This window comes from Chryseobacterium sp. G0201, assembly GCF_003815655.1.
GTDB lineage: Bacteria > Bacteroidota > Bacteroidia > Flavobacteriales > Weeksellaceae > Chryseobacterium.
The window spans coordinates 3,161,261-3,175,507 of the sequence record NZ_CP033917.1; the positions used below are offsets into that span (position 1 = coordinate 3,161,261).

A 14,247-nucleotide genomic window follows, 5' to 3' on the forward strand; every position below is an offset into this window, starting at 1 on the left:
TATCTTTGTTTTTGAGGTAAAATGATGAATCATTTATATGGAATCAATATCGGTTTTTGAGATTATTAAAGTAGGAATAGGTCCGTCAAGTTCACATACGATGGGACCGTGGAATGCAGCGTCTGCATTTATCAGAATTATAAAAAGAGAAAGATCAATCGCTGAGGTTAAAGAAGTTTTTCTTGAATTTTTCGGTTCATTAGCAAAAACGGGAATCGGGCACGGAACCGATATTGCCGGAATGCTTGGTTTGAATGGAGAAGATTTTAAAACGATCAATACGTCAAAAATTGATGAGAAAATAGAGAGCATAAAAAATACTCAGATTCTAAATCTAGGCGGTGAAAAGGAAATTCCTTTTATATATGGTCATCACTTAGTTTTAAATATGCAAAAATCCCTTGATTTTCATCCAAACGGAATGATCTTCAAAGCAGTTTTTGAAGATGGAACCGAGCTTGTGCAGGATTTTTATTCTGTTGGAGGAGGTTTTATTGCAAGTCAGGAAAAAAACTCGATAGAAAAGCAGTGTGTACGTACATTATACCCATGTCATAAGGCTGCAGATATTGTAAAATACTGTGAAAAATTAGGGTTTAACAAGATTTCAGATTTAATTTTAATTAATGAAGAAAGCTGGAGAACTCAGGAAGAAACAAGAGCCGAAGCACTTTATATCTGGAAACAGATTAAAGAATGTATCTATAAAGGCGTAAACAAAGAAGGAATTCTTCCCGGCGGACTGAATGTTACCAGAAGAGCAGCCGGAATCAACAGAAAATTATTAGGAGAAGATAAGATCTATAAAAATAAAGATGAATGGTTTCAGATGGTTGTAGATGCCGAAGAAAACTTCACCAATATCAATAAATGGATTGCTTGTTTTGCATTGGCTGTAAACGAAGAAAATGCGGCTTTTGGAAGAATAATCACAGCTCCAACCAATGGAGCGAGTGGTGTAATTCCGGCTGTATTAATGTATTCTCAGGCCTTTACACCTTTCATCAGTGAAGATGATATTGCAAGATTTTTATTGGTTGCGGGAGAAATCGGAACATTATTCAAAAAAAATGCGACAATTTCCGCAGCAATGGGCGGTTGCCAGGCTGAGGTCGGAGTTTCTTCGGCAATGGCAGCGGCTGGTTTGACGGAAATTCTTGGCGGAAGTGTTGGTCAGGTTCTAATGGCTGCTGAAATTGCAATGGAACATCACTTAGGATTAACCTGTGATCCCATCAAAGGCTTAGTTCAGATTCCTTGTATTGAAAGAAATACGATGGGCGCTATAAAAGCGATCACAGCAGCAAATATCGCTCTTGAAAGTGATCCTGCAAAAGCTAAAGTAAGTTTAGACCAGGTTGTTCAAACCATGTGGGAAACTGCGTTGTCAATGAACGACAGGTTTAAAGAGACTTCGGAAGGTGGCTTGGCAATTGCGGTCAACGTTCCGGAATGCTAACTATGAATAATAAGTAATTGGTAATGAGTAATATTTAATTACGGATACAAATTCTGATTATGTCTAAAAAACGACCTAGGAAACTTTGGCGTTAAAAAAATTAAAACTTAATCCGTTAAAAAATTCCCACTGTTTGAGCGCGAGATAAAATTTGATAATAAATCTATTTTTAATTCGCGTGAGTTTTGGGGATTTTAGAATTAAATTTTAATTTTTAGCCAAAGTTTCCAGTCTTGACTTTTTGTTTCTTTTATGTTAAGACAAAAGAAAAATACCTACTTATCGAGTATTCCTCTTATTTTATTAGCATTAGAAATTAATTCTCCCAAATATTCATAATTCTCTTTTTCCAAAGCAGCTTTGAATTTTCTTAACTGAGAAATATGTTCATTTAAAACATCCAAAACATTTTCTTTATTTTGTTTAAAGATAGGAACCCACATTTCCGGATGAGATTTTGCCAGACGAACCGTACTCGAAAAACCGGAACTTGCCAATTGAAAAATAGTATCTTCCTCGCGTTCTTTTTCCAAAACGGTATTCGCCAAAGCATAAGATGTGATATGTGAAATGTGCGAAATATAAGCCGTGTGTACATCATGAGCTTCTGCATTCATGTAGATCAAATGCATATCAAGACTTTCAATAATTTTTTCAACTAAATGTAAAGCGTCTTCAGCAGATTCTTCTTTATTGCAAATCACGCCCGCTTTTCCAGAAAAACTTTCTGAAATAGCCGATTTTGGACCATTGTTTTCTGTACCCCACATCGGGTGAAAAGCCACAAATCTTGAACGTTTCGGATGGTCTTTTACAGCATCTACAATTCCAGCTTTGGTAGAACCGGCATCCATTACAGTTTGGTTATCTGAAATTAGATCTAATACACTAGGCAAAATTTTCCTTGCAGCATCTACAGGAATAGCAACGATGATAAGATCAGAATTTTTTATTCCGTATTCCAGATCAACTTTAGCATCAATAATTTTTAAATCTAATGCCTGATTAAGATGTTCATTATTATTGTCGATTCCGTAAATGAAATCTATGATGCCTTTTTGTCTTAATTTTAAAGCAATCGACCCTCCAATAAGACCTACCCCTATAATACTTATTTTCATCTTTTTTAAATTTTAAAATAAAAAAACCCCGTCCGAGGACGAGGTTTATGTTATGTTTACAAGAATCCCTATCCCAAATTTGAGGTTAAAATTCTATAATAATATGTTCTTTTGTTTATAATCACTAAGCGAAGGTATAAAATAATTCTTAAATGCAAATATGATTTTTAGTTAATAATTACAGATTTGTTAAAAATATGCTTTAAAATAAAAATCCCTGGGGTTAACCAGGGATAAAAACTAATAACCATGAAAACTCAAATTAAACATGAGTTGTATGCTTATATTAAAATATCGTGCCAAAGATTAATTTTATGTTATGATATTTTTACAAATATTAAAAAAATGAAATATAGCATTAAGACTAATAGCATGAAGATATTAAATAAAATTGTATAAATTTAGAATATGAAAATTGAATATCGCGAGCTTTTGCCCCATGAAAGCAGGCATTACAGAATGATCCGCTTAGAAAGTTTAAAAGTATTTCCTGAGTCTTTCGGAGCAAATTACGAAGAATCTCTAAAAATTGAAAAATTCAGATTACAAAATGATATCGAAAATCCTGTTCAGGAAAGATTTGTATTCGGAGCTTTCGATAATGCAGAATTGGTTGGAATTTGTGTTTTTGTAAAAGAGGAAATTGCTAGAGGGAATATTTATCAAATGTATGTTAAACAAAGCTATCAGGGCAAAAATATAGGTTTTGGATTGATTCAGTCAGTTATCAATGAAGCAGAAAATCGATTTAATAATATTGAATTTTTTTTAGAAGTAAAAGCTAATAATGTAGTGGCTTATCATTTATATAAAAAAATAGGCTTTGAAGAAGTAGAAGCTGATATCGATGCGAAAGAAAAAAGTACTAATAAAGTCATGAAATATTTTAAAAAATAATTAAAAAAAAACCGAATCTATATCAAAAAAGCCAACTTTTTAAGTTGGCTTTTCTGATTAAAATACAAATCAAATTTAAGGATTAGAGATAATAAGTGTCGATGGAATATCTGATAACCAAAGACTTTTGGTGTCGATCAGATTTTTCCAGCTTTTGCTGCTGATCAACATTAAATCTTGGGAATCCAGAAATTCTTTCTCAATCTTCTTCTCGTTATATAGTGTGATGTGATTGGGTGCAACTTGTTCGATACTTCTAATTAGTTCTTTAACTTCAATATTGCTTCTTATCTGCCCTCCGGCATCAAGAATGATGATCTGAGAATTGTTATTATTGATCAGTCTTTTCGCATATTCAAGCAAATAAAAATCACTTAAATTAAAGATTGGGATAAATATTCTTTCAGCCGATTTAAAGTCTTTTTCAACCAAAACTCCAACGGGAATATTTGTTTTATCTAAGATTTGCAAAGTGAAATCGTCAAAAGGAGAGTTATTGAAAATATAACCTTTGCCTTTTACTGTATTTAAAAGTTTTTCAGGATTAATAATTTTAGTTGTAAAGCCTAATAACCTTCCCAATAAACTTCCTTCGTACATTGATTTTCCAAGCATGATCAAAAGAAGATCGTAATTTCCTTTATTGGTAATGTTGGTAAGATCATTTTCAATATCAGTTGAAGCTTTAAAAAGAGTAGTTACCTCAAGATTAAGTTCATTAGAAGTTTCTATAACATCTTTGAACTGCTCCTTTTCATAATTATCGATATCAAAGGCGTGGAGCTCATCAATAGGAGCGATATTCATTGCTGTTACACTTTTATTCCCGTTCATTTTGTGGGTAAGGTTGTCTGCAAGTTTCAACAAAGTGCTTCCAGATTCTGGAGTTTCAAAAGATAAAAGAACTCGGTATTTTGCGTCATTCTCTTTGTCCTCATCATCTTCGATCGATTTTTTACCTTTAAAAAGATAATTGATAAGATCAAGGCATGGACCAGTCATAAAAGTAGTAAATAGTGCCATGATGACGAGCATTGCAAACAATTCAGGACCTAAAACTCCCAGATCATAACCAATATTAAGAACGATAAGTTCGGTAAGCCCTCTGGTGTTCATTAATGCCCCGATGGTGAGACTGTCTTTCCAGCTTAGTTTCAAAAATTTTGCGGCAAGTGCACTTCCTACGAATTTTCCGGTAACAGCGGTTAAAATGATGAATCCTCCGATTTTCCACAAATGAGGATCATTTAATAATCCGATCTGAGTTCTTAATCCTGTAAACACAAAGAAAAGTGGAAGTAATAAAACTAATGCGACATCTTCTATTTTTTCTATGAAAAGATTTCTGAATTTTACATTTTCCGGCATGATTGCACCAGCCATAAATGCTCCAAAAAGCGCATGAATACCAATTACTTCAGTTGCATAAGATGAGATGATCAGTATAAGGAAAAATACAGCTACCAGTGCTTTACTTATAAAGCCTTTTCCTTTCTGTGATTCCGCAATTCTGGTAAGGAATGGTCTTACCGCTTTTATCATGATGAAAACATATAGAATGGCCATCAAAATAACAAATACTGATCCCGAAAAAGATCCTGCTTTTACAACAGCAATAACAGCGGCCAAAATACACCAAGCGGTAATATCATCTGCAGCGGCACAGGTAATAACAACAGTTCCTATTTTTGTTTTGTGAAGATTTCTCTCCTGAACAATTCTTGCCAAAACAGGAAATGCGGTAATACTCATCGCAATGGCTATAAATAACGCAAAGGAACTGAATTGGATCCCGTCCGGAGCAAATTCTTTATAAATGAAATAAGAAAGTCCAACTCCCAATGCAAAAGGAATGATAATACTTGCGTGACTGATCACTACGGCATCGTGTGCTTTTTTTCTTAAGACACTCAAGTCAAGTTCCATGCCGACAATGTACATGAAAAGAATCAGACCTATCTGGCTTAAAAACTGTAAGTTCGGCAACGATTCTTTTGGAAAGATAAATGCAGAAAGTTCCGGAAAATATAGACCAAAAAGTGATGGTCCCAGAACAATACCTGCGATCATTTCGCCAATCACAGAAGGCTGTTTAAGCTTTACACAAACCCATCCAAAAAGTTTTGCAACCATGATGATCGTAACGATCTGTGCAAGAAGAAGCGCTAAAGGATGGTGAAGATTTGTTAAAAATGAATCAACAAAATTCTCCCACATTGTTGCTCCTGTAGCTTTACTCGGAGCAATATTTTCTCCGATCTCTAATGTTTTTCCTTCAACGAAGAACCAATACATCAGGCATGAAAAAAATGCAATAGTACTGATGTAAAAAATTATATTTTTATATTTCCCCAAGTTCATAACTCCGTTATTTAAGTGTGTAAATTTCTTAAGAATATATGGATGACGACTAATTTTCTTTCTTAAATGTAATCAATGTCCTTAATAATGTAATAAAAATCTATTTGAACGAATATCCAAGACCGATACCCATTTTCCAGACGCCATTTTCTGTCGCAGTTTTAGAATTATAATACATCGGAAGCTGTAGAGCGATCTTTTTGTAGACGACTGTAAGACCGGCTCCAAGATTTGGTGTGATCGCGCTGTTTTTGGTTCCCGGAGATTTATCGTTTTTAATTCTTAATGAAGGAAGCATTCCCAAAATGAATTTAATGTCTTTGTGAGTTAAACTGATATTCGGTCCCGTAAAATTGATGAAAGCTCCATGATCTACATATCCGGCCACTGGAATTCCGTCAAAAAAAGCTGCTTTTATTTTAGGAGCTGATTCCTGAGAAAAGCAAAGTCCGGATATGAGAATCCCACAAGCATAAAGAAGTTTTTTCATTATCAAATTATTTATTCAAGGCGCAAAAATACGTTGACCAAATATTTTAATTAGTGATGATGTAATGAAACTGCAAAATTCTGGAATGAAACCAAAAATGTATGAAAAATCTACTTTCCAAACATCTCTAATAATGAATTTTTATACGTGTCTCCGATTTGAAGTTTAATAAAATTCTCTCCGTCTAAAGATATTGATGTAATAATTTCGTTGGTAGAAAAAACTTTGATGGAAGATAATGCAATGATCTCTTTTTTATTGACCTGAGCAAAATCTTTTGAAGGAAGCATTTCTAAAAGTGATTTAAAACTAAGATTTTTAAGAACGATCGTCGTTCCGTCGTTCAGAATAATTTCTTTGTCACGGCTGTCGATTTCCGAAGTTTTGATGTAAGCGATTTGTTCTGTGAAGATGATGGTTTTCCCGATATTGGTATTCCATTCGATAAAATCTTTCTTTTGTGGAACTGAAACAAGTTCTTTTGCCTTTTCAAATGCCTGGATTAGCCTTTCTTTTTTGATAGGTTTTCTTACATAGTCTACAACATTTAAATCAAATGCTTCAGCAGCATATTCTTTATAAGCGGTCGTAAAAATGATTTTTTTTGAATCTGAAATAAGCTCAGCGACCTGAAGACCAGTCATTCCCGGCATTTCGATGTCTAAAATGCAGAGGTTGCAGTCGAGGTTGTCAATTTCATTAAAAAAAATTTTAGGATCATTGAATGCTTTTACAACTTCTACATTTTCAATTTGTTCGCATAAAAGTTTTAAATAACTGATTGCCAGTAGTTCATCATCAAGAATAACGCATTTTATCATAGAATTCACCTAAATTAATTACTAATTCTGCCGTGAAGATACCGTTTTTTGAACTTTTAGTAAGCTGATAATAATTGTTGTAGATCATTTTTAATCTTTGATCCAGAGACTGACTTCCAAATCCGCTTTTCTCTTTCTCCAACACATTTTTTAAGGAAGCTTTATTGCTTACTTTCATCGTGAAATTACTGTCTTGCAGCTCTAATTGAATGGAAATAAATGAATCCTGCGCCAGGAAATCTGTATGTTTAAAAGCATTTTCAATAAGATCAACGGAAATTAAAGGGGCAAAAACTTTTTCTTCAAAAATTTCATCCGATTTATCAATTTTAGATTTAATTCTAAAATCAAAAAGTGGATTTATCTTTATTTTATTGATCTCAATTAGGCTTAAAGCGAAGGTTAATTCTTCTTTCGGACTTACAAATTTGTTGTTGCTTTCGTATAAAATATAATCCAGAACGTTTGCCAGTTTATCCAGTGACATATACGTCTGATAAGCGTGGGATTGAACAGAATTAAGGATATTTTTAAACAAATGCGGGTTCAGTTTTGTACCGATATGTTCCAGCTGAACTTCGTTTAATCTTTGTTCGATCAGTTTATTCGTTTCTGTAAGTTTGCTGTTTCTTTGTTTAAGCCTTTGATTCTGACTGAATAAATAAATAGCAACCGTCAAAAAAAAGAAAATAGCAAAAACTCCAATGAATATCAGATAATCATGAATCATGTAGTAATTGCCTTCCATTGAAATAGTTATTTAATTTTTTTCAGACTGTTCAGTGTTACGATTTCCTCACATTTCTCAAACGTAACTTCGTAAGTTGGATTGTCTTTTGGGTAAACTAATAAATAATCGGGACATGGCTTTTTCTGAGCGTGACTTTTGTCAAAATCTACCTTACCATTTGTAATAATCTCGTCTTTTAAGAATTTTTCATTGATTTTATAGGTATTCATTTCGTTTTTGAAACTATCGGAATACTTAAAATCTTTAGAAAGAGTTTCTGCAATCACACGGCTGTTGGGTAAATAGCCGCTGCAGCTTGCTCCTTTTTTGTTTAATATAAAAAATACAATAATCAGTCCTGGAATAAGACCAACCATATAAAACTTAAGCTTCTTCATTAGAAAATTAAAAGATTGATATCGTGATAAGTAAGTCCGAAACGGTCGCAGATTACTTTTTTAGTATGCCTTCCTTTGTACATGTATAAACTCTGCTTCATTTCGTTTTTGCGGGTCAGCATGTTTTCGAAACCGCCTTCTTCGTCGTAATTTAAAATGTATGAAAGGAAAAAGTTTGAGATTGCTTTTGTAGTTGTTCTTGGCATTTTTGATGTCAGGTTCGGAAGTCCGCAATGGATTACACCGTGTTTAATGATGTAAGGATTTTCCATTGTTGTAAGCTCCGAAGTTTCAATTACCTTTCCGTTATCGATGGTGATATCAATGATAACGCTGCCTTTTTTCATTTTCATGATCATGTCTTCGGTAACGATTGGCTGCATGTTTAACCTTGGAAGGGCACCAATTACAACATCTGCACGTCTTAATGCTTTGCTTAATTCCTTAGGATCAATGATTGACGTAGGAACGCGACTGTCAACGATGCTGTGAAGTCTTCTTAATTTAGATAAAGAATTGTCAAAAACTCTTACACTTGCACCAAGACCGATTGCGGCTTTGGTTGCAAATTCTCCAACGATTCCTGCTCCAAGAATAAGAACTTCAGAAGGTCGAACTCCTGTAATTCCGCCTAACATTAATCCGTTTGATAATGCTAATAATTCCGAAGCGTATAAAATGGAAACGGTTCCGGCAATTTCGCCTATTAATCGTACTAACGCCAGTTGTTTATATTCATCAACGATAAATTCAAATGCAATGGCATTGATTTTTTTGTCTGCTAATTTTAAGAAATAATCTTTCTCTCTTAAATTAATTTGAAGTGCTGAAACCAAATACGTGTTAGGTTTCATATAATCAATCTCATCTTCTGTAGGAGGGTTGATTTTCAGAATAAGATCCTGCGAAAAAGCTTCTTTGGGATCGTTCGTAATTCTTGCTCCAGATTCAGAATACTGTAGATCTGTAAAAAATGAACCTTGTCCGGCTCCTGATTCAATAATGATCTCATGGCCGTGCTCTACCAATACCTGTACGGCATCTGGGGTGATGCATGTTCTCCTTTCGTGAAGACAGGTTTCTTTAGGAATTCCAATACTGAATTGTTTTCCTTTTTTAATAACCTCCAATTTTTCCTCTTGCGGCATTAATTCTTCCTCAGTAAATGGAGTAAAAATATTTGTAGTACTCATTCTTTAAACTCAATTATGTCTTACAGATAATTATTTTACGGTTGATTGATGTAGCAAAGATACATAATATTTAGTCGAATGTAACTTCTCGATGTTCGTCTGTATTATTAATGCTCATTGTGTGGTACTTGAGTCCGTAAAGTTCGTCTTCGTATACTTCAGGCCATTCTATTATGCATAAAAAAGCGTTGTCCAGATATTCTTCGATACCAATATCGTAAACTTCTTCAATATTTTTCAGGCGATAAAGGTCAAAATGAAAAACTTTCCCTTTTGGTGTATTGTATTCATTTACAATAGAATAGGTAGGAGAGTTTACCTCGTCCTGACTTCCTAGATTTTTAAGCAAAAACTGGGTAAAAGTAGTTTTCCCTGCTCCCAAATTTCCTTTTAATAAGAAGATGTTATGTTGTAGCTGTGGAATTATTTGGTCTACAACTCCTTGCCAGTCTTCTAGTTTATTGATAATAACTTCCATTTTTAATGAATGATTTGCTATAATTAATCTTCAAAAATAAGTAAAATAAAACTTGAATATACATTGTGAAAGAGAGAAAAATTTAGATAGTACCATTTATAATTAAAACTAAAAAAGCGGGAACTTTGAAATTCCCGCTTTCATAAATTAACTGTAAAAAAAATCATTGTTTTATTAAGCTAAAGGCTTTGATTATAGTGTTCTGGCTATCTTTTATAATTAAACGGTAAAATCCTGGGGGTACGTCGTAAAAAGAAATACTTAAAACCTTTTCTGATGTACTGGTTTTGTGTATTGATTGCCCTAAAGCATTCACAATTTCTATATAATGATTTTTTTTAACCGATCCGAAATCAATATTTAACTTATCTTTAACGGGATTTGGATAAATATTGATCATACCGTTATGATTATTTGCTATGCTTAAACTTAATGTTGAATTAATGACTGATCCCGAGATGTTGTAACCTCCCAGAGAAGCATAACTGGTGTAGCCTGTGTCAACGGTTCCATCTCCAATGCCTGTGATAGCTAAATAGTACTTTCCTGCATTGAGATTGGTATTGATGACAACCGGAGCACTCAGATTGGAAGGATTTCCTTTGTAAGTACCTATTAGGATATTTTTATTATCATATAAAGATACTTTTAAAAGCAAATTACTGTGTCTCTCTGCGGTTTGTATATTGAGTATTGTATTTCCTCCACCAGTGTTGAACTGAAACATATCAATATCATCAGTACGATCAATGACTCCTTTATTTTCTATAGCAGAAATTATTCCGCTGGAAATAATGAGGTTTGTAGCTGTGGTAATGCTGTTTCCGTGGTCGTCTGCTCTGTATCCTATATTATTTGTTGGTCCCGATATGATATTGAGATCATCTTCGTGATTTGTAGCATTGGTATAATCTCCTTTACTCCATTGTGTTACGTTTTTGTAATAACTTGCTCCCATAATCGGAGCCCAATCTACGTGTCCGCTATAATAGCTGTATTGGCTTTGCCCGTCATGGTTTAATCCTAATGTGTGGCCTAGTTCATGAGAAGCAATTTCCCCTATAATCTTTCCGGAAGTTCCCGCTCCTGAAGTAAATGCCCAGCATGGTAAATCGCTGTAAGAAGAGAAACTATTGATGAGAGCGATCCCTGCGCCTCCGGGAGAAGCAATATCAGTTGGTGTAATAATGCATCTCCTTTTCCTGTTTTGAGGGTAGGTGTTAAAAACTTCTTCATCGGTTGTTACATTTAAATTGAATGGACGAAAATCTTCTGCTGCAATTTCCCAAGCTTCTAAAATCTGATCATTTGTCATTCCTGAAGGTGCCGCATTAATAGGATTTCCGCCGTTCCAGCCGCTACCTGCAGATACAGTATGTCCGTTGAAATCTAATAAAAGACATCCGGCTGCTCCCGGGAAGCTTTGTAGATTGTAGATGTTAATGTTTTTAGCTTCATTGCTTGGATAATTTGGATCTTTTTCTATTTTAGGAATCTGAATTTTAAGATAATCAATACAAATTGTCTTATTGATGTCAGTTTCTTTGATAAAAGCATCTCCTTTATAATCAGAATAATAGGCGTATGCTTTTTTGTTTTTTAAAAGGATTATTCTTCCATCCAGTTTCTCATTTTTTATTATAATACTGAAACTTCCTCCATTATTATCCAATATTTCTCCCTCTATGTGTATTTCAGAGCTTGAATTTTTATTTTGATAATTTACTTTTGCATTAAGACTTTCAGAATTTGATGTTTTTAGTTTTATTTCATGATTTGTTTTAGATGTTGTAATTAATTGTAACTCGATTTGTTTAAAAAACTCGTTGGTCGTTCCTAATGAATAAGGATTTTGCTTTTCTGTACTGGTTTGGGCATAAATATTACTAGTTGTAATAAAATAAATAATTAAGAATACCCAAATTTTTAAGGCATGTTTTTTTTTCATCTTTTTTGATTTATAATTAATAATTAAGGCTTGAATAAATCAATTAATTTGTGTTTTGTTTTTGTATTAATAATATTAATAAACGTATATGTTTGAAATATTATAATTAAAATTAGGTTAAATCATTATTTTATCTTCATTTAATCGATTTATTATGGAAATGATTTATATTTACAATATTAATAAAGTCTATTGATTTTACCGATTGGGATTGGTTTTATCAATAATGATGAGCTTTTTGTAAGGATTTTTTTTAAGAGTAGAAATTTAGAATTATAGGAAAACTGTCTTTTGATTTTGTAATCAGAATAAAAAACTTATTGCTTATTTTTACAGCATGATTTCTAAACAGACCATAGATAAAATATTTTCCACGATCAGAGTAGAAGAGATCGTGGGCGAATATGTGCAGTTGAAGAGGGCAGGGTCTAATTATAAAGGGCTGAGCCCGTTTCATGAAGAAAAAACACCGAGTTTTGTAGTTTCGGCAAGTAAACAGATCTGGAAAGATTTTTCCAGCGGACAAGGAGGGACGGCGATCTCTTTTTTAATGGAAATCGAAAATTTCACTTATCCTGAAGCACTTCGCCACGCAGCAAAAAAATATGGGATTGAAATTGAGGAAGATCAGCGTGAATATTCAGAAGAAGCAAAAAATGCCCAGTCTGAAAGAGATTTACTCTATAAAATCCATGAAATTGCCAATGAATATTATCAGAATTTTCTTTGGGAAGTTGAAGAAGGAAGATCAATTGGTTTAGCGTATTTCAAAGAGCGTGAACTTAAGGACGATATCATCAAAAAATTCCAATTGGGATATTCTCCTGAAAAGAAAAATGCTTTCACGGCCTTCGCTTTAGAGAAAGGATATTCGAAAGAAATTTTAGAGAAATCCGGACTTTCCATTTTTCCTGAAAATTCTCCTGCAGGAATCGACCGTTTCCGTGAAAGAGTAATTTTCCCGATTCACAGTTTCTCGGGAAGAGTTCTTGGTTTTGGAGCCAGAATTCTTAGAAATAATGTCAAAACAGCTAAATATCTCAACTCGCCCGAAACGGAAATTTATCATAAATCAAATGTTCTTTATGGTTTAAATCAAGGGAAACAGGCAATTTCAAGAAAAAATATCTGTCTTTTGGTGGAAGGATATATGGATGTGATCTCACTTCATATGTCCGGAATTGAAAATGTTGTAGCAAGTTCCGGAACTTCTTTAACGACCGAGCAAATTAAGCTTATCAAAAGATTGACGGAAAACGTAACCATTCTTTTTGACGGAGATAATGCAGGAATTAAAGCGAGTTTCAGAAGTATCGATATGCTGCTGACAGAAGGCATGAACATTCGTGTTCTTTTGTTTCCGGAAGGTGATGACCCAGATTCTTTTGCCAGAAAACATCCACAGGATTATGTTGAAAAATTCATCGAAAATGAAGCGATGGATTTTATTGATTTTAAAGCTGAAATCCTTTTAAAAGATGCAGGAAGTGATCCGATTAAGAAAGCTGATGCCATCAGAAATATTGTAAAATCAGTTTCTTTTGTTCAGAATGCTCTTAAAAGAGAGGTTTATCTTAAGGAAGTTTCCAATAAATTCGGATTGTCTGAGCAGAGTTTGTTCAATGAACTGGATGTTCAGAGACAGGTTACACAAAATCAGACGCAACATGTTCAGCAACAGAAAGAACAGAAGCCTACAAAACTAGAAATTGTACCGAAACCCGAAAAGGAAATAGATTCCGTTCAGTTTAATATTCTTCATCAGGAAAATAAGCTGATCGATACAATGTTGATGTTCGGCGACGTAGTTCTTCACCGGGAAAATGACAAAAATGAAGAATATGAAGTAACCGTAATTGAAGAGATTCTTCATCATTTTGAGGAAGAACAATATGAATTTCAGGTAGAAACCAATCAGAAGATCATCAGTAGTATCAAAGAGGGGATCGAGAATGATGAATTGAGATCAGGAAGTTTTTTCATTACATTTATGGATGCTGATATTACCTTAAAAGTAGCAGACGCATTGATGCACCCTAATGAATTGAGTGATTGGACGACCAGAAATATTTTCCCGCCAAATATGGGAGATCATATTGCAGAAGAGGTTGAAAATAACATCTTAATTCACAAATATTACTATATTCACGTGATGATCAAAAGAGCTACAGCTGAACTTGAAGATTACCGTGACACGGATCAGGAAAAATATTTCGATTCTATCAAGAAAATTATGATGCTTAATGACTTCTCTAAGCAGATTATTGATAAATTAGGCTGGTCGCCTGTGACAAAAAGTCCTATAAAATTTTAGGAACAAAAGTTGTAATTTAAATCTCAAATAAATTTAA

Annotated in this window: 12 protein-coding genes; 3 read left to right on the forward strand and 9 right to left on the reverse strand. The window is 33.7% G+C overall.

Going from position 1 to position 14,247, the window contains the following annotated elements; genetic code table 11:
* Positions 1–37: 37 nt before the first annotated feature.
* A complete protein-coding gene (locus tag EG348_RS14320) occupies positions 38–1,459 on the forward strand; it encodes an L-serine ammonia-lyase (RefSeq protein WP_123983687.1) in 1,422 nt (473 codons plus the stop codon).
* Between the two features lie 275 nt (positions 1,460–1,734).
* On the opposite strand, the gene EG348_RS14325 is transcribed toward EG348_RS14320, so the two are convergent.
* Positions 1,735–2,580, reverse strand: coding sequence for a prephenate dehydrogenase (locus EG348_RS14325; RefSeq protein WP_123983688.1), 846 nt, complete (start codon positions 2,578–2,580; stop codon positions 1,735–1,737).
* A 408-nt stretch (positions 2,581–2,988) separates the two neighbouring features.
* On the opposite strand from EG348_RS14325, the gene EG348_RS14330 reads away from it, so the two are divergent.
* Positions 2,989–3,477: a GNAT family N-acetyltransferase gene (locus tag EG348_RS14330; protein ID WP_123983689.1), complete on the forward strand. Its 489-nt coding sequence runs from the start codon at positions 2,989–2,991 to the stop codon at positions 3,475–3,477.
* A 75-nt stretch (positions 3,478–3,552) separates the two neighbouring features.
* On the opposite strand, the gene EG348_RS14335 is transcribed toward EG348_RS14330, so the two are convergent.
* The 8 genes from EG348_RS14335 to EG348_RS14370 form a co-directional block, all read right to left on the reverse strand.
* Positions 3,553–5,838 carry a cation:proton antiporter gene (locus EG348_RS14335; protein ID WP_410494127.1) on the reverse strand — a complete coding sequence of 762 codons (2,286 nt, stop codon included), beginning with the start codon at positions 5,836–5,838 and terminating at the stop codon, positions 3,553–3,555.
* A 100-nt stretch (positions 5,839–5,938) separates the two neighbouring features.
* Entirely contained in the window at positions 5,939–6,328 is a 390-nt protein-coding gene (locus tag EG348_RS14340; RefSeq protein WP_123983690.1) for a hypothetical protein, read from the reverse strand.
* Between the two features lie 110 nt (positions 6,329–6,438).
* Entirely contained in the window at positions 6,439–7,149 is a 711-nt protein-coding gene (locus EG348_RS14345) for a LytR/AlgR family response regulator transcription factor (protein ID WP_185145479.1), read from the reverse strand.
* A complete protein-coding gene (locus EG348_RS14350) occupies positions 7,127–7,897 on the reverse strand; it encodes a histidine kinase (protein ID WP_123983692.1) in 771 nt (256 codons plus the stop codon). Before EG348_RS14350 ends, EG348_RS14345 begins: the two co-directional genes overlap by 23 nt.
* Before the next feature lie 8 nt (positions 7,898–7,905).
* Entirely contained in the window at positions 7,906–8,277 is a 372-nt protein-coding gene (locus tag EG348_RS14355; RefSeq protein WP_123983693.1) for a hypothetical protein, read from the reverse strand.
* On the reverse strand, positions 8,277–9,470 hold the full coding sequence (locus EG348_RS14360; RefSeq protein ID WP_123983694.1) for an alanine dehydrogenase: 1,194 nt from the start codon (positions 9,468–9,470) through the stop codon (positions 8,277–8,279). Before EG348_RS14360 ends, EG348_RS14355 begins: the two co-directional genes overlap by 1 nt.
* 70 nt (positions 9,471–9,540) lie before the next feature.
* Positions 9,541–9,948: a tRNA (adenosine(37)-N6)-threonylcarbamoyltransferase complex ATPase subunit type 1 TsaE gene (tsaE, locus tag EG348_RS14365; RefSeq protein WP_123983695.1), complete on the reverse strand. Its 408-nt coding sequence runs from the start codon at positions 9,946–9,948 to the stop codon at positions 9,541–9,543.
* A 163-nt stretch (positions 9,949–10,111) separates the two neighbouring features.
* The gene (locus EG348_RS14370) at positions 10,112–11,896 is read right to left on the reverse strand and encodes a T9SS type A sorting domain-containing protein (RefSeq protein ID WP_123983696.1); all 1,785 of its coding nucleotides are present in this window, start codon (positions 11,894–11,896) and stop codon (positions 10,112–10,114) included.
* A gap of 337 nt (positions 11,897–12,233) precedes the next feature.
* Between EG348_RS14370 and dnaG the strand changes: the two genes are divergently transcribed.
* Positions 12,234–14,210 (forward strand): DNA primase, encoded by a 1,977-nt coding sequence (dnaG, locus tag EG348_RS14375; RefSeq protein WP_123983697.1) that lies wholly within the window; start codon positions 12,234–12,236, stop codon positions 14,208–14,210.
* Positions 14,211–14,247 lie beyond the last annotated feature (37 nt).